17 protein-coding genes and 1 pseudogene are annotated in these 17,308 nt (G+C 36.6%); 7 read left to right on the forward strand and 11 right to left on the reverse strand.

Annotation, left to right across the window (positions count from 1 at the left end; all coding sequences use genetic code 11):
* Positions 1-10 precede the first annotated feature (10 nt).
* The 3 genes from E0H87_RS13785 to E0H87_RS13795 are packed head-to-tail and all read left to right on the forward strand — an operon-like array spanning position 11 to position 2,473.
* Positions 11-1,216 (forward strand): PfkB family carbohydrate kinase, encoded by a 1,206-nt coding sequence (locus E0H87_RS13785; protein ID WP_131324107.1) that lies wholly within the window; start codon positions 11-13, stop codon positions 1,214-1,216.
* Positions 1,216-1,821 carry a 7-cyano-7-deazaguanine synthase gene (locus E0H87_RS13790; protein WP_131324108.1) on the forward strand — a complete coding sequence of 202 codons (606 nt, stop codon included), beginning with the start codon at positions 1,216-1,218 and terminating at the stop codon, positions 1,819-1,821. The genes E0H87_RS13785 and E0H87_RS13790 overlap by 1 nt, the downstream gene beginning before the upstream one ends.
* Positions 1,799-2,473, forward strand: a complete 675-nt coding sequence (locus E0H87_RS13795) for a nitroreductase family protein (RefSeq protein ID WP_131324109.1) — start codon at positions 1,799-1,801, stop codon at positions 2,471-2,473. The genes E0H87_RS13790 and E0H87_RS13795 overlap by 23 nt, the downstream gene beginning before the upstream one ends.
* A gap of 2 nt (positions 2,474-2,475) precedes the next feature.
* Here the strand turns inward: E0H87_RS13795 and E0H87_RS13800 are convergent, their stop codons facing one another.
* Together E0H87_RS13800 and E0H87_RS13805 are read right to left on the reverse strand one after the other, a co-directional pair.
* Positions 2,476-3,297 (reverse strand): 8-oxoguanine DNA glycosylase, encoded by an 822-nt coding sequence (locus E0H87_RS13800; RefSeq protein WP_131324110.1) that lies wholly within the window; start codon positions 3,295-3,297, stop codon positions 2,476-2,478.
* Positions 3,288-3,974 carry a DNA adenine methylase gene (locus E0H87_RS13805; protein WP_131324111.1) on the reverse strand — a complete coding sequence of 229 codons (687 nt, stop codon included), beginning with the start codon at positions 3,972-3,974 and terminating at the stop codon, positions 3,288-3,290. The genes E0H87_RS13800 and E0H87_RS13805 overlap by 10 nt, the downstream gene beginning before the upstream one ends.
* A gap of 209 nt (positions 3,975-4,183) precedes the next feature.
* Here E0H87_RS13805 and E0H87_RS13810 point away from each other — a divergent pair, with 209 nt between their 5' ends.
* Complete coding sequence (locus E0H87_RS13810; protein ID WP_131324112.1) at positions 4,184-6,094, forward strand: hypothetical protein; 1,911 nt, start codon at positions 4,184-4,186, stop codon at positions 6,092-6,094.
* Positions 6,095-6,098: 4 nt separating this feature from the next.
* Here E0H87_RS13810 and E0H87_RS13815 read toward each other — a convergent pair whose 3' ends face one another.
* The 6 genes from E0H87_RS13815 to E0H87_RS13840 form a co-directional block, all read right to left on the reverse strand.
* Positions 6,099-7,112, reverse strand: a complete 1,014-nt coding sequence (locus tag E0H87_RS13815; RefSeq protein ID WP_131324113.1) for an HNH endonuclease signature motif containing protein — start codon at positions 7,110-7,112, stop codon at positions 6,099-6,101.
* Positions 7,113-7,119: 7 nt separating this feature from the next.
* Positions 7,120-7,704, reverse strand: coding sequence for a class I SAM-dependent methyltransferase (locus E0H87_RS13820; RefSeq protein WP_131324114.1), 585 nt, complete (start codon positions 7,702-7,704; stop codon positions 7,120-7,122).
* 74 nt (positions 7,705-7,778) lie between these two features.
* Positions 7,779-8,006, reverse strand: a complete 228-nt coding sequence (locus E0H87_RS13825; RefSeq protein ID WP_131324115.1) for a helix-turn-helix transcriptional regulator — start codon at positions 8,004-8,006, stop codon at positions 7,779-7,781.
* Between the two features lie 74 nt (positions 8,007-8,080).
* Positions 8,081-8,962 carry a hydrolase or metal-binding protein gene (locus E0H87_RS13830; RefSeq protein WP_131324116.1) on the reverse strand — a complete coding sequence of 294 codons (882 nt, stop codon included), beginning with the start codon at positions 8,960-8,962 and terminating at the stop codon, positions 8,081-8,083.
* 180 nt (positions 8,963-9,142) lie between these two features.
* Positions 9,143-10,180 (reverse strand): YqaJ viral recombinase family protein, encoded by a 1,038-nt coding sequence (locus E0H87_RS13835; RefSeq protein WP_131324117.1) that lies wholly within the window; start codon positions 10,178-10,180, stop codon positions 9,143-9,145.
* Between the two features lie 143 nt (positions 10,181-10,323).
* On the reverse strand, positions 10,324-11,373 hold the full coding sequence (locus E0H87_RS13840; RefSeq protein WP_131324118.1) for a DUF932 domain-containing protein: 1,050 nt from the start codon (positions 11,371-11,373) through the stop codon (positions 10,324-10,326).
* 603 nt (positions 11,374-11,976) lie between these two features.
* Between E0H87_RS13840 and E0H87_RS13845 the strand changes: the two genes are divergently transcribed.
* Positions 11,977-12,282 (forward strand): hypothetical protein, encoded by a 306-nt coding sequence (locus E0H87_RS13845; protein ID WP_131324119.1) that lies wholly within the window; start codon positions 11,977-11,979, stop codon positions 12,280-12,282.
* A 149-nt stretch (positions 12,283-12,431) separates the two neighbouring features.
* Positions 12,432-12,782: a hypothetical protein gene (locus tag E0H87_RS13850; protein ID WP_131324120.1), complete on the forward strand. Its 351-nt coding sequence runs from the start codon at positions 12,432-12,434 to the stop codon at positions 12,780-12,782.
* Positions 12,783-12,935: 153 nt separating this feature from the next.
* Here E0H87_RS13850 and E0H87_RS13855 read toward each other — a convergent pair whose 3' ends face one another.
* Together E0H87_RS13855 and E0H87_RS13860 are read right to left on the reverse strand one after the other, a co-directional pair.
* A complete protein-coding gene (locus E0H87_RS13855; RefSeq protein WP_131324121.1) occupies positions 12,936-13,202 on the reverse strand; it encodes a hypothetical protein in 267 nt (88 codons plus the stop codon).
* 66 nt (positions 13,203-13,268) lie between these two features.
* A complete protein-coding gene (locus tag E0H87_RS13860) occupies positions 13,269-14,186 on the reverse strand; it encodes an inovirus-type Gp2 protein (RefSeq protein WP_131324122.1) in 918 nt (305 codons plus the stop codon).
* Between the two features lie 648 nt (positions 14,187-14,834).
* On the opposite strand from E0H87_RS13860, the gene E0H87_RS13865 reads away from it, so the two are divergent.
* Positions 14,835-15,746, forward strand: a complete 912-nt coding sequence (locus E0H87_RS13865) for a hypothetical protein (protein ID WP_131324123.1) — start codon at positions 14,835-14,837, stop codon at positions 15,744-15,746.
* A 448-nt stretch (positions 15,747-16,194) separates the two neighbouring features.
* On the opposite strand, the pseudogene E0H87_RS13870 reads toward E0H87_RS13865, so the two are convergent.
* Positions 16,195-17,144, reverse strand: a pseudogene (locus tag E0H87_RS13870) (hypothetical protein).
* Positions 17,145-17,308: the final 164 nt, after the last annotated feature.

Consider the following 17,308-nt stretch of genomic DNA (forward strand, 5'->3'; position numbering starts at 1 on the left):
GGAGCCACTTATGATAACTATTACAGGCGGAATATATGAAGAATATTGTATGCATCCTTATAGATATAATATTTTTGGTTCAGGAGGAAGAGCTGCTTCTGCAATTGCAGCTATGAAGGGAGAAGTTAAGTTAACCACGTATTGCTCTAAAAACATACAAGAAGTTATTCAAGCCCGTGCTGAACTGGAGGGCTTCGAATTAAGTATTATTAATATTCCAGTAAATACTAAATTTCATTATACTCATGCTCTTGCTAAGCCCTTAATTTACAATAGAACTACTAATAATCCTCCACTGGAAATTAAAGAAAAAAACGTTATTAGATTTGGATTCTTGGAAGGTACGGCTATCATAGACAGTGAATATGCTGTTTACGATCCTCAAAATGTAGCCTCAGTAGAACTTTTCCATGCAAATGGATCTAAAGCTAAACACCTAGCGATTTTACTTAATCAGTATGAAGCAAAATCATTATTACAGATTGATGATACTAATGAGTTACTTAGGAAAATTGCTGTATCTCAACAAGCTGAGGTAGTTATATTAAAAAAAGGACCTGATGGATGTCTGGTTTACGACCATAAGCTTGATGAGATCAAGCATGTGCCAGCCTTTAGTACGAACAAGGTATCAAAAATAGGTTCTGGAGATAATTTTGTTGCCCATTTTGGATATGCTTGGATGGAACAAAAAAAGAGTGCTTATGAAGCAGCTCTACAAGCTTCTAAAGCAACTGCATATTATTGTGAAACGGAAGGATTTATTACACCAGAACGTTTAAACAAATATTCACCCTCTCCTATCATTCTTTCTGAACAATTTAAAAAAGGTTGTAAACCCAAGGTTTATCTTGCTGGCCCCTTTTTTACTCTTGCACAACTATGGTTAATTGAGGAAGCGAGGAAAAACTTACAAGATCTTGGCCTAGAGGTTTTTTCTCCCTATCATGATGTAGGCAAAGGTAATGCTGAAGATGTGGTAGATAAAGATCTTGAAGGCATACATAAATGTGATCTTTTATTCGCCATAGCTGACGGTATGGACTCAGGCACAATTTATGAGATTGGATACGCTAGAGCAATTAACAAACCTGTTGTAGTCTATGCAGAAAATGAAAGTGAAGAAAACCTTAAAATGATGGAAGGATCAGATTGCAAAATTATTAAGGATTACGTTACCGCTATTTATCATACTCTTTGGACGGCAATCACTTAATGAAATCTGTATTATTACTCTCTGGTGGCATGGATTCTACAGCAATAGCATGGTGGAAAAGACCAGATTATGCATTAACAATAGACTACGGGCAGCTTGCAGCAAAAGCTGAGATAGCTGCTTCACAATCCATATGTAGATATTTGAATATTCCGCACGAAATATTAACTGTTGATTGTAGAAATATTGGTTCAGGAGATATGGCTGGTACTATTGAGAGTCAACATGCACCCGCTTCCGATTGGTGGCCTTATAGAAATCAACTCTTAATTACTCTAGCTGGCATGAAGATGCTCCCTTTTAATATCTCCAAGATTTTAATCGGAACAGTTAAAACTGATAACGGCCATACAGATGGCTCTCATGAATTTATTGATGCAATGAATCAGCTAATGTTCCTGCAAGAGGGCCGTATAACTGTAGAAGCTCCTGCTATCAACCTATCGACTAAAGAACTTATTCAATTATCTAATATTCCTGCTGAATTGTTAGCATGGTCTCATAGTTGTCATAAATCTGAGGTGACCTGTGGTAATTGCCGTGGCTGTAATAAATATTTTGAGATATTCGAGCAAGTAGGCTATGACTTGGGTAAACTTGGGTAATCCTGTTCCTAAACAGAAAGTTGATAAGTATATTCCTTATAAGTGGGATCTTAGTAATAAATCCATCAGGTTAGATGAGCCTGAGATTTTTACGCCAATTCCATTTACACAAGTTATGTTTGAACGGAAGTCACAAAGATCTTTTAAACTCGTTTCAATTGATCATTTATCACATCTTCTCTGGCTTACTAATCGAGTTAAAGATTGTATTGATTCAACTATGGGCTTTCCTATAACTTTAAGGCCAGTTCCTTCGGCTGGTGCAATTCACCCTATTCATATTCTTATAAACTCACCATATACTGATATCTGGTGGAGATATGACCCTTTTTGTCATAGCCTTTGGCCCGTTAATAAGGAAAATAAATATTTTATAAACGTTAGAAGAGACTGTGAAAAAATATTAAATTGTAATTCAGCCAGTTTAATACTCTTGATTGCGGAACCACAAAAAACTTTATCAAAATATACCGATGGAGCCAGTTTAGTTTGGCGTGATGCTGGAGTTCTATTAGGAAACTTAGCATTAGTAGCTAGTTATTTAAATATCAATTTTTGCCCAATTGGAGCTCTCTTACCAACAGAAATTGATGAAAAAAAACAATTAGTTACTGTAGGAATGGCAGTCTTAGATGCAATTAAAATTAACTGAAATTAGATTCTCATCTCTAGTTGAGTAATAGGTTCCTTTCTTTTCTTAAACTTAAGATCAGTATCAATTGAACTGGAGTTCATAAGTTCATGTACAATTGAAGATGAAGACATCATTTCTAACCAAATAACAGCATCTAATTCTGAGGCTTTTATACCTAACCCTCTACTAAAAGACAAAAACTCTTCCTCTAATTCAAGATAATTTCTTTCGACACTTAGGTTTTTACTTAAAAACCCCCCTAAAATTCCAGCTCTTAGAATATGAATATCAAGGATAGCAACATCATCTGCATCCAACCAATTCCTGGCTACCCATGAAGCTGTCTTGAATCCAATACCCGATACATTTAATAGCCAATTCCTCAAATCCTGACCTGACTTAAATGATGGCGTATCTTGAGATAGTTTATCCATAGCATTTGCTAAATATTTAGCCTTCTGCTTGGCAAATCGGTATTTTATTCTTTTGCCATCCAAATCTATTAGTTCAGATAGTAAGTTATAAATTTCTTGCTCAGATGATTTTATTTCAGAAAATACTCCTTGATTCTTCAGATGATTATATGCAGCAATACCAACTTGAGCAGGAATTCCATGCCCTCCTAATAGACAAGCGGCTACTTCTTCTTTGAGTGTAGTGCCAAGTTTATAATTAATTTTAGATCCAGTAAGACGTTGAGAATAAACTTGAAAAGCCCAATAAGCTGGCGATAGAAAGGTTTCTATAGTTCCCCACTTAACTCCGGGTATAACCTCACAATTAGGTTCTGGAAATTCCAAACTAATATTTGTTTTTTCTAAAAAAATTACACCTAATTGCATGATAATTCTCCCAGTTCATCTGGATATTCTGTATTCATCCAACGAAATAATTCACTTCTTTCAACAGGATCCATATTTTGGATCTTTTTATAGAGACGTTCTTGACGTCGCTTTATTGTTTGGCGCTCTCTGAAGTTTTTTCCATAAAATCTACTATCATGTAAAACACTTGGTTCTTTAAAGTTGAGCCAAATATTTTCCTCACGAATATCTACATGTGTTTTGGCAGAAAAAGTTACTTTTCTCCACCCATCAAGTTGCTCATTATAAAAAGGGTGATCATAACCAGAAATCATGACATTACAAGGAAGCCCTTTTAGTAAAGAGAGTAATCTTCTATGATCATCCTGAGTATATTCGTATGTATATATTTTTGTATTACGGCGAGTATCGGGGAAATAAGGGGGATCTACATATACCAGCTCATTACCGTTAAAATTGTAACTTTTCAGAAAAGACAATGCATCATCTAGAACCAATTCACATAATTCAGAGAATTGCTCTTTCCACAGATTGATCACTTTAGAATCAATGTCAATCCCAATATTACGTTGAGCAGGCCTTTTATTACGCATGACAGAACCTCCACCTAAATGTGTTTCTATGTATGTGTCATGCATAGGCATTAAATTAATAATGTGCTGATAGCACTTGCCTTTACCACCTGGATATCTCATTTCTTAATTATCGTCATTTATGACGATGATGTCAATGAAATCTATATCATTAATTCCCACCAAAATAAGAATATTAGTACGGAATGACAATCTATTATTAAGTGTTATATATCTATCATTCCATTAATATATTTTCTATTTAAAATATACTAATGCTTGAAAGCCTAACTTAAATTAAATCACCCTATAATTTAGATAAAAATGAAATTATGAAAACTTATATTCCATTTGATGCTACGACTTTACCTTTTACTCAACTCACAAGTGAACAATTTGAACAATATTGCGAATGGCTACTTCATAAAGACAAAGAATTAATCAATGCTCATCGTATTAAAGGAAATGGACACTATCAAGGTGGGCTTGATCTATGTGCCAACCTTACTAAATCCCCTCAAAATCTTGCTGTATATGAATGTAAATGCTGGGGAAATCTATCCGTACAAGAATTAGATAACTCATTTAAAAAGTTCAAACAAAATGATTTAATTCCAAAGATAAAAAAATATGTAATTGTCCTTGCTCAAGACCAATTAACAAGGAATACACGAAAAAAATGGGATGAAATACATTCAGAACTACATGCCTTAGGAATAGAGGCTGAATTATGGACTGGTGTGACACTAACTATAAAATCACAACCCTATCCAGACATTGTTAGTAAATTCTTTCCCATGGCTTCAGAAAGCCAGTTTTATAATGAATGGATGCTTAGAACACACTTTATTGAAACATTACATAAAGCATTAATCGATCCAGCCGAAAACAACAGAGAGGCTGCTAACGAATTTCTATATTTTTCTTCACTAAATTATTCAGACTTCGACGAAACATATTGTGAAAATAGCAATTGGGTAATAAAAAAGAAATGGATTGAGATTTCGGCTCTACTACCTACACAAAACCATGTCGGCTCTGCCACTATTACGGTCAAAACTCATGATGCTCATGGAGTAAGTGTTGTTCTAGAAAACAAATGGATGTTAGAAAATTTCTTAGGAAACTCAGGACAACCTATCCTCTCTCGCTATAGACCATTTTATATTGATAACCCATCAAATCAATTTGAAGTTATAGACCTACAAAACTGTCGTTTTAATCTACCAATCGAAGTTGTTCAACAAATTACCGAAGTCGCGGACAATCTTACTATCGCATATCTCGGGGCAATACAAAAAATTGAAGACATATGGAAAGCTTATAATTTTCCTTTTATTTCATGGAATGGTCGAACATATGTTGCTTTATGTGCATTACCCAAGCAAATTTGGGACCTGATGATTAAGTTTACAAACGTTCATGATGTAGATAACGGAAAGACTGAATGGCATATATTTTCAGCATCTCGAAATTTCATACAACTATATACTGGTGAAAAATATAAACCTGTAGAAGATGTTTATCACGGTATGTTTTGGGCAGAAAATATTGAAGATATCAACGATAAAGATGAACTCACCTTGTTATGGGAACCGCCCCTTAGCAAAATCCCTGTATCCGAAGAACAATGGTGGTCTTGTCAAACTTCTTTTGAATGGATAACTGAGAAACTTATTCCTGAAGCTATTAATTGGGATAAAAAGAAGAACTTTTTTTCCTACTTTAGTTACTCAAGAAAAATCAGAAATTTAAAAGAGCTAAAGGACTTTGGTTTCATGAGGGATATTCGTAAATTTGCGTTACTCAAAGATCATTACTATCGAAGTTTAGGTGCATTAAAAACAATCGAGATCTTGCAAGCTTTTTATATTTCCCCCAAAAGTAGCCGTGCCTATTTCACTACGAATGAGATTTCACAACTATATCTTTGTCTGATTTCTTTGGTCGAAAATGCAAAAGGCTATTTTTCTTATATCTCTTCAAAGCTTGATTTTTATAATGAAGAATTCTCAAATTTTGAGGAACTTCTTAATGCACTCAAAGGTAGAGTAGAAGAAGAGATCTTTTTAATGAATAATCATGAAATTGAACTTATTTTCAGAGCCATGGGTGAATGTATCTATCTTGATGATTCATGGATAGATATCAAATTAAAAGAAGAAATTTACTTAGCCCTTAAACCCTTTTTAGAATTTCATGACCATCAACTACTTATAGATAGATACTCTAAATTTATGTAAATGCTTAGGACTTATTTGTCCACAATAAATACCCATTCTCTTCTGCCTGCCCATAAGCCCAACTCGCAACACTATGCGATCTTTCCATATCTGTCAGAAATCCAAGCTTTGATACCTGCTCTGTAATCAGGTAATCAAAGTTCTTATTTCTTTCTTGCCACCGCAACAAAAACTCTTTTGACGCTAAGAAGTCACTTTTAGCTGAATTACACTTGTCATCTGCAAGCACAAAATTATGTCCTGTATCTGCTGGATACATGGCCCACGGTATAAAATGATCTACAGCCCACTTATTGTGTTTAATTGGCTTTTGACAGTAAAAGCATCTACATGTTTGTAGGTCAACTAGGAATTCTCCAACTTGACGAAGCTGATTACGACTTGGTTCAAACATGAATGTTGCTAAATCCGGCAAACCGTCTAAAACCAATAAATTACCTTTATTTAATCTTACAAAATCGACCCATTTTTTCTGGCATAGTTCTTCAATAATTTCACTAAACTGGCGTAAGCAATACATAACATTTGGCAAAAGTACGAGCTGTTTTTGAGAGTCTTCTAAACGATATAAAAACTCAACGTTTTGGCCTTTCAAATTTTGCAGGTATGTTACAGGCATCTTTTTTACAATATCAGCGACTTTCTTTTTTAATTGCAGCCAATACGTATGGTCTCGTCTAACTAAAGCAAGCGACTTATAAGTTTGTTGGGCACCATAAATTAAGCTAACAATTCCTGCTTGTTTGCCATTATTTTGCTTTAGTTGAAATGGCTCGTTTTCATTAAAATGAAACGGAAGAGTCTGCTTCCAGTATAAATCTATAAATTTTTCTGCAATATCCATATAGTCTAAAGTTAAGCTTTCTCCAGTATCGCTACCCTGTTCAACCGTCAAGCGGGAAAGGCTCATCAATAAAGCAAATTTATAAGTGGAAGAAAAACTTCCTGAATGTAAAATTTGCTGTATCTGTTTCAGAAACTTGAGTTGCTGCTGTGGTGTAGGTATAGATACTGACATTATTTATTCAACTTTGTTTTTGAAATACGATATTAAGCCAATCTTCATTATGATCGGGACGCTTATCAGTATTAATCCATTGTTGTAACAGTAAAATATTATCAAATTTTTTTAATAAGCTCTGTGCTTGTGATTCATCCATATCTGTAAATTGTCTTCCATCCTTATAGCGGTCTCCCGCACCATATTTAAATGACATATAGCAGATACCATTAACTTTTAACGCTTTTAGTATTTTTTCCAGTACCTCAGGCAAGCGTTTTCTTTCACAATGCAAAAGTGAGGCACATGCCCAAGCACCATCATACTGATTTAACTCCGACAACTCATAAAAGCTTTGATTCCTCACATTAATGCCTGTGAGTTCTCTCGCCTTTGTAACAATCTCCTCTGAATAATCAATCGCTTCGACTTGGTAGCCTAATTTTTTAAAAGCCAAACTATCACGACCTGAACCACAGCCTATATCTAAAATACGACCACCATCAGGCAAATATCTTATAAATGGCTGATACAATTCTCCCATCTCTATATGAAAAGTTGACGCAACAAATTTGTCTACATGTTGATTATAATAATCCATTGTTTTCATAGCTTGTTTGTTAGCAAATACTTGGTTGCAGTCTACTAAATAACAAAAAAATAAGGGAGCCTTCGCTCCCACGTTTAACGACTTTGAATCTTAGCTTCAATCCATTGATGAACCTCCAAAGCCACCCAACCGATACGAGACTCACTTAAGCGTATTGGTTTTGGGAAACTTGGATCATAGTACTTTGAATCAATGTTGATCATTTCATAGATCTTTGCGCGACTAATACTTGTGAATTGAATCACGTCTTTAATATTAATAATCTGATTCATCTGAAAAGTCTGGCCTGTGAATGCATTCATTTTATTTACTCCTATCTCATGATTTTGAGCAACTCGCTCATGAGATACGGCAGTCCCGTAAGGTTTTACCTAATTCAATTCAAAGCCGTTACTGATCCCTGCAAACCTTGTTGGATATTAAAAGCTGTATTCTCCTCTGTTGACCGACCATCCTTCTCTTGATAAAACTCCTCAACGACATTCATGCCATCCTCACTATCCACCTCAAACTGCGAATTTCCATAACCTTGTAAAGCCGCCTGATCTAAGGCATGTTGGTTAAATCCACACAGCTTACTTTTCTGATCAATTTCTTTAGCGGTTTGAATCGCTTCTTGTAAATGAATGTCCTCGCGTAAAGTCAGGTCCACGTAATACACAGGTGTGCGATAACTTTGTGTAGTGGACTTACCTCGAAGCGTCAATTGCAAAGGCAAACATGACAACAATCCATTCGATGCTGCGTGGTAATAACGGAGTCGTGCTGACAAAGTACGAATGCTGTTAAAGCCTGTGGTCCTAAATACAAAACTGCCAAACTCATCCGATTCATCCAAATTTACATACAGACGACCATAGGGCTTGCATAAACCACCTTGTGCCAATGGACATAGATCAGGTGATGGGCATGGGTGTTGCTCTACACCTTGATTAGTCAGTCGTTGGCAGGTTTCACCATTGCCGACACATACAGGTCGTCCCGTTTGTCGATCAAATAAGCTGTACTCAGCACGTAAGTTGAGTTCGGGATCATTGAAGATCATACGAACTGGGATGGTTCTGAGTTTTTGATTGGGTGCTTTGGCTCGAAGATGTTCATCTAAAGGATGCTTCACCCATCCGTCCTTATTCTGGATTTGGCTAGTTATAGTAAATTGGTCATCTTTTTCAGGGACACGTTTTCCGTTCTTTTCGACAACACGACCAATGCTGATACGCCCTAAGATTGGCGGTGTAATGGTTAAACCTTTAATCATGGATAATTTCCTCTATTTTATTTTTTACAGATCACCCACCTCTATGTAGGTAGATCACCTCTTTCAATAAATATGTATATAGCTAGCTCCAAAAGCCGCGACCGTATTGCCCTTTACTCTTAGGAGTAAAGGGCGGGGAGCGGTTTTTGCGCAGATGGGATGACGTGGATTGAAATAGGCTTAGTCGGTATAAATGTTGAAGCGACGACTACCTTGCTTTTTCTGCGGATACTGCTGGATCAGCTCAGGCTGTTGTAGAAGTAATCCTTGAGTATTAAGGCTAATTGAGTCTTTCGACTTCTTCCACGTCACTGAACCCGTTTTAAACGTGGCTCGTTCAGCCTCTTGCATTTTGGCTTGAAGCTGGTGTTTAAGTAGGTCAAATTGCTGTTGATACTTTTCAACTTGGTTGCGTGTTCGAATCAGTTGTTCAAACTGTTGATTGGCATCTTCATTTGCGGAAAGGTCAACTGTGCTTAGGGGTACATGTTCTGGATAAAGCAACTGCAAAGCTTTAGCTGCCGATTCACTGGCATCGGCTTCAGGTGGTGTATCTTTCTCGACACAATCCCAGAAGTAACGCTCTGCATTCACAATATGCTGGATCACCGATTCAGAACGAGTGACTTTAAAGATTCGGGTTTCATGTCCACAGAGTAAGACACAGATATGTGCTGCCTTTTTGCCTGTCACTGCCAATTGATGTTGCACTTGGCAAAGTACATAGAGCGGTACACCATCTCGCCATAGCTTGGCCCCATATTCTCCTGCGGTTTTACACTCCAGTATTTGTACATCGGCATCCCCAACCACGGAGTAATCCAGATTAGCCAGCATGAAATGTTTGTCTGGATCAGGGTGTTGTAGTACTGCATTGACACGACGCACTTTATAGTTGGTATGCATGCTGTAGTATTCAGCAACAAGCGGTTCTAACTGCTTGCCCCAATACAAGGGTGCATGGCCTTCGCTGTCATCTTCAATGTTTTGTTGAATCCGTCCTGTCTTGATCATCCACAGCTCCAGCATCGACATATACGGATTGAGTCCACAAGCCGCAGCACAGTCACTGCTACCGATACCTTGTCTGCGTACTTCTAACCATTCGGCTTGAGTCATATTTTTAGTCTCTACGAAGCGTTTTGCGGTAAACAGCTTTGGACGGTCGGCATGGATAATGGGTTTGGTATGACTTGGTTGAATCAGTGCTGAGTTCATAAATAATTTCCTGTAATTGTTAAATTTTGGGCATAAAAAAAGCCACATCTGGAGATGTGGCAAAGAGGGTCTGGATTGAGAGGGTTTTACAGGATCATATTGATCTCATTTCCTCATGTTAAATCTGGAATCTGAATCTAAACTTAAACAACTAAGCGTAGTGCTTGTTCAAGTCCACGTTGCTTAAGCCCTGCGCCTGCACCAAACCATGCGGAATCAAGACGATGATCCTGACTCATGGCACGACGTTCGTGATCTGCAAACTCTGTGATTGAACAGAGCAAACCATATGCAGTGTCTTTAGCTGAACTGAGTTCTGCCCCACGACCCTGTCCATTAAACATGCTCATGACTTTAGACATGGCGCGTCCATTCGGTTCAGTCTTGTTTTCAGCTTTAGTGGCTGAGTGGTTAGCTTGTGATGCCACATTACGGTAAAACTGAATAATGCCCTCGTCTTGTTCCGCATTGCTTAGGCTAGTGTTGTTAAACACGGCATCGAAATAAGCTGCTGCTTCAGTCTGAGTGACTTTACGCTGACTGAGTTGTTTCATTTCATACATGTGTTCATCCCATGCACGCACTGAAATACCCAGTTGCTGTTTAATCTTCTGCGCATCGAACTTGGTGCTGTGCGGCACTTTGACTACACCTGCACTTGAGTTTTGTCCCTTTAAGGCAATCGCTAAAGTGTTATTACACACCACACGGATACTGGTGAATTGTGCTGTGGTCGCAAGGCTTCCGTCACAGGCAGTTGCCAAGAGAATGTAGCCATTACTGACATCCTTTCCTTTTAAAGCAGAAGTCTGCCCAGTTTTGGCTAATGCCCAGAATTTCTTACCGCCTTTCAGTACATCCGCAGTTTCCAGTTCAAAGCCTGATTGTTCGGTCAGATCACGATAAAACTCCAAGATCTGTTTCGGTTGAACTTCCTGATAACGCTGGCTGACCACAGACAACGGTGCATGGGTGTCAGAACGATACAGTACGCGCTGTTCCTCATAGGGCATGATGATGCTTTGTCCACGATCATTTTTAGCCATATAGCTGACATCTGAAGATTCGATGCGCCAGTCCATGCCTGCCTGCTGTGCCCAGACTTCAATCGGTTGGTTTTGCGTGAGTTGATTTCCTAAGCCATGCCAAGGGGTTTCTCCGACATAGGCTATTTGTTCAAGTTGATGTGCCATGATAGTTTCCTTTTAAAAATTGAAGATCGATTCGCTTAAACCCAAATTTTGGACATAAAAAAACCTGCTTGGTCAGCAGGTAGAAAATAGTGTTTAACGCAGAAATGAAGATCTGAATAATCTTTCATGTAGATGATATATATCTGAAATTATTTAGAATCCATTGTCTAAATTTCTAGCCAAGTCCATTGGTAGTGAATTGACCTTCTCTTTCTCTCAGATTATGATTCTCTTGCTGGCCTACATTGCCAGTCGGTTTTAGCAGACCGTTGTATATAGCGCATCAGACTTATTCTCTCTGAGGGTAACGTCTATGTGAAACCTTCTCGTCCCCCTTTGCGGTAGAACGGGAGGGGGACGCGTCCGCGCGTGCTGGTTCTATATGCCCAGTCTGCTAACCCCTTTTCGTTCTGCCACCATAATCATTTAGCAGTGATTCGGTAGAACTTCTATTGCATATAGGAATCTTTACCATGAACTACCATAACTTTTCATTCCCCAGCCTCACTACGTCTCATCAGCATTTCTCTTTAACCCTCAATAATCTTTGAACAATTAGCACTCTAATTCTTCTTTATTATTAAAATGATCATGGGGTTAAAAATGAAAGCAATCAAACTACTGGCTATTGCAGCACTCTTTTCTACATCAAGTGTTTATGCAGCGACTATCACCACTAAAGTCACCAGCAAACTGGAATGGAGTGAAGAAGGTGCTTACTTCTCTTCAAGTAAAGGCGATATTTCTATCTATACGGTTGGTATCTCTACCAAACAATTCCAAAGCCTGAATACCATTAAAAAAGGCGATTGCGTCCTAATCACTGCGGGCGAAAGCAAATTGGAAAAGTATCAAGGTACGATTTCAATTATGGATTTTAAAAGCATTAAGAAAGTCGCTTGTAAATAAAGCATAAAAACTCACTTCACTTTTTAGTTATGGTTGAGCCAGTGTCTTCATGCTTAAAGATCAGCATCTAAGTGATCAGATCACCATTACAGCCCATTGGCTTTAATTATTGCTAAAAAAATAAAGACTGAATGACGACGGAATTGAATATGAAAAAATTAAACCTATGCCTCATCTTATCATTTGGCTTGCTCTCTACCTTCCCTGTACTTGCTCAAGCAAAAGAAGCCACCTGTCAAATTGATGAAAGTGGTCAAACCCGTTACAAAGGCAAATGTAATTTTCAACCTCAAGGTGGTGGCAGCTTTTATATCAGCCATCCCAACATCACTAAAAAATTAAAAGTTGAAGGCCTGATGGTGATCATTGAAGGTGAAAATCAGGCAGTGGTCCAAGCAACCAATTTAGGCGGTGGTGGTTCAATGTGGGGTGAAGCGGTACGCTCTCAAAAACAAAAGGCCTGTTGGGTCGGTAGTGACTTCAAAGTCTGTGCTTGGTAAACACTCAGCATAAGTAAGCTACTGACAATGACTGAAGAACAAGCAGACTAAAAAAATAAGGGAAAACGTTTTCCCTTATTTTATTTTGGGAAGTGACAAAGGATTCTTTAATGCTTAAAGAAATCCAATATCCCCTACCTCACATATCAATAACTACTGAAAATTACGCTGACAGTTATGACAATGAAAGAATGCCACAGGCTGTTGTGGCTTTGGCTGCTGCATGAAACTATCAATCACCCCGCCAATCACTGCACCAGCAAGCCCACCTAACAGAGGTGAAAATGGAGAAGGAAAGCTTTTAGCTAGACTTGCCCCAATTCCTGCGCTTGCCATAGAAGAAAAACGATTAGAACTCTCTGACTGAGATATTTCGCGGCTGATGTTTTCAGAATAGCAATAAGGACATGTAATGTTCATAAGATATACCTTTTAAATGAAAAAAGGCTTACCAACTGATAAGCCTTAGAATGTCTAAATCAACATTCACTGTTCATGTAGATGATGTATATCTATGATTTCTTGGGATTGACTGCTCTTATACTTGTGCTGCTCCTTCTTTAATTGCCCTTTACAAAACTCTCTCATTCTAGGCAACTTGCCCCTTAAATACTGATCATCCTTCTCAGGTCTTGCTAAATAGCTAATAGCAGCCCGTGCATTATTAACACTGCTCTGATCCTCTCTGCGAATCATACCAATGCCCAATCTTTTCTCTCGTTTAAGAGAATGCTTATGCTCACTCTGATTACAATTATAAAACTGTCCATCTCTACGGGTAATATCATTCTGCCAGAGTTCACCTATAGCCTGTCCCAAATAACTATCTTTACAACGAACAGAACCGTTATAGATGATCAGTAAATGACAATGATAACCTCTAGACTTCCCTCCCTGTTCAAGGCGATAGGCATACCCGACTTGATCTTTGAACAGAGTATCTTTGTTCTGCACCCGACTTAAGAACCTTTCAACATCCTCACTAAACTGCTTCATACTTGGATGGTTTTCAGAGGAGTAGTGTAAATCTACTCTTACCAGTAAAAGCTTACAATGCAGACCTAGCAGATCTTCAAAGTACTGTTCCAAATTACGCTGGTTACGTTGGTTGTTGCGTTTAAAGCCTTGGGTAAACTCTTTCTGAGCATCTTTTAATTCAGACTGGAATTCTTGAAATATGGTCTTATTACAGAAAACATCTTCATCTCTGCATCTGATACGTTCAGGTAATAAATCAAAGTAAGCTTGGATCATTGGAGCATAATCTCTATATGAACTATAGATCGCCCTAGCCTCATTCATCAGATCAGCATAATCAGATTTGAAGTCTCGCCAGCAGTAAGTTCTTTGAATCACTGACTTCATCAAGTTTTCTATAGCAAGTAATGTTTGTGCTTCGTTCATTGATATCATCCTATGGTTAATTCCATAGGAGTGACGGATCTGTATTTTTTAACTTTGCTCTGGTTTGGTTATTCTTCTTTCAATAAAAACACCTTCATCATTTTGAGGATGATGAAGGTTACTAAGCTATTTAAATAATAGATATTAAATATATATCCTAACAGTATTGATTCACATACTCGCTTAAGTCAGAGTTTTCTATCAAAAAATTCTACTTCTATAGCAGATAAAAAAATACAAAGATTTCTTCCATTTTTTAAACCTAAGCACAGGCTAAAGTTACGCTCATTCCTGCCGATACAAATCTTATAACCATAAATTTTATATCTAAGTTAAAAGCCCACGATCAAGCAAGAGTTCATAAGAAAAAGAGGTATGCCATAAAAAATACATCCTTTAAAAAGAACTTTTAGAATTGCCTGAAGCCAGCTCATGAGCAGATAACCTCATGTGATTCTTTTTTAATTTACTTATATAGCTCCCTAAGACGAGTAGCATCAATCAAAAAAGCTTATGAAACCCGTATCAAATACATCGTAAAAGCCTGATATTAGCCAAATACTGCATTTAAAACCCAATTTAAATCATTTAAAATACGTCAAATTTACTACTTAAAACACTACTATATTTACTACGGAAAAATTACAAATGTCTTTAGAAGTTACTGGTGCTGATCCTGAGAAATCTTATTCATTTCTCAAACAATTCGATGATGAGTGTTATATCTGGATGACGGAGTTATGGTTAAATAAAATATCTGGATCAAGTCAATTAATAGAAATAATCAACGCACAATCAAACCTAAAAAATCTGAAAGATTACTTAAACAATAAAATTCGACAATTTGATCAGGAACAATTAGATTTTTGCAGGGAACGTTTTATTAGAAATAAATCAAAATACCTTCCATCAGAACATTTAAAGGTATTTCAACAAAATAGACGACTTAATTGGTTTGCTATACATGTCATTCTTAAAGACGATAAAGAATATCGTATCAATGACTTACCCTTCACTGATCCTTATACTTTTCTGTTATATCTAATTTATATTAAGGCACATCCATGGAAATTGGATGAACACATCGATACACTAACAAAAATCAGAAAGAAATTTATTGAAATTCTAGAAGAAAAAAATAATTTGAATACATATATAGAAGACAATAACTTTATTGAATGGGCTTGCTTATACATTCAATCAAATAGAGATATCAAATTTAACACCTACAATGTTATAGGATTCCCTTTAGATACACCGCAAAGCAAAAGAGACTATGTATTGAGCGTTTTTGATCAAATCTTATACAATAATGATCGCGAAAAATTCAACTACTACCACCTAGTTAATAAACTTAAAAAGGCTTGGCAACAAAAGACTTTTAGAGATAAAGGTGGTTTGAAACAGCCCTACCACATTCCCCTAACTAAAGTTGCTAGAAATGAGCTCAAAAAATTAGCAGAGCACAAAAACACCACTGAAGGAATACTTTTATCAAAACTCATAAATGAAGCATTTTTAAAGGAAATGTGCGATGAAAAAGGTAAATCCCTTTATTGAATTAACCAAAAAATAAAGGGGCATATGATCATCAAACCACCTTGTAATTGATTTATAAGCCGTTAAACTTAAAATTACTCTTAATTTAAGAAAAAATCTTTCCCAAATTAAGAAACCCAGATACGCCATTCTCAACTGGGGGTACATTTGGGGGTAAAAATAAAAATATGCCATATTAATATATTTTTATTTCAATAATTTAAATTAATAATGTGATTCCCTCTTTCGCCAAATTCAATTCTTATGGAATCTCATAAGGTCTAAAAAAGCTTAAATCTAAAGGGTTTAAGCTTTTTTTACGTCTCATACAATCTACTTGATCTATTGCAAGCTTGATGTAGTTGGGGGTATAAATTTATCTCTTAAATATTTATACCCCCTCAAAAATAGAGAACCTATTTTGGAACAACGGTATATTTCTATCCCATATCTACTTTAAGATTTAAACTTAATCATCCAATTTCCGAGTTTTTTCTACAATAATGTAGTCATTTGGAATAACAATCTGTTTTTCAATATTTCCCACTTTGTAAGACACCAAAGTATTTTTACCAACTCCCTGAAATAGCACTTTTACACCCTTAAATATAAAGGTTTGGTCTTGGCTGAGCGCTGAAGTCGTTGTTTTAGGTAGATCAATTAAATTGGCATACGGCGCTTTAATATACAGTGTCGTTTTTTCTATACTAACACCTGTTTTTTGCATCGTATAATTTAAAAATACTTGACCAATATCCCCAATAAAAAACATAGGTGCCAGTGGAATCAGAATAAGAAAACAGGCAATTTGTATACTGTCTTTAATATGTGTTTCTAATCTCTTTAATTTAGTTTTTGCAAATGTTTTAAGATGTTCACTCGCATCAGGGTCATCAATAATATCTTTTAAGTTTTCGAACTTGTTGTTAAATTCTTTGATCTTAAGTCGATTAATATAAAAAGCATAAGAAAACAAAGCGATAAAGCTGGCCGTAATCACTACATAAAGACTGATTTTCCAATGCAACACCAATAAACCATGAATAGCGTATAAAAGGTAAAGAGACCCACCAAATGTGATAATACTAATCTTTGGAAAAGGCAGTTTTTTTCCAATTCTTGTATGTGGTGGTAAATATTGATCAATCCCCATAAAGATCATGTACACCACAGGCCTTAAGGAAATACCAATGAAAAAGAGCAGCATGCTTAACCCTGCATAGACAATCGAGCAGGCGACAAAAATCAATAAAAAAAGAGCGTATCACCGAAGCTAATGTCGGCAGGGATATAACCAATGGTGAGCAGATAAGCGACTAAGCATAATACTCCTATTGCTATTGTTGTTTTTATGAGAGTCAGGCCTACTTCATGCCACTGGGTAAAATTATTTAAAAATCTTGTTGTTAAGTCATTCATTCGTGATCTATCCAATTTCTGAGAATGAAATATTAAAATCAATCATTTAAGCTATGTATTGAATTTAAAAGGAATAACTTTATCAGTCTCTAAGGATATAAAAAACCAATCGACCCGATAAAAAAATCCCCCAAAGCATTGGAGGATTTTCTGTACTGCTTGAA

This window comes from Acinetobacter sp. ANC 4178, assembly GCF_004331175.1.
In the GTDB taxonomy this organism is placed as follows: domain Bacteria; phylum Pseudomonadota; class Gammaproteobacteria; order Pseudomonadales; family Moraxellaceae; genus Acinetobacter.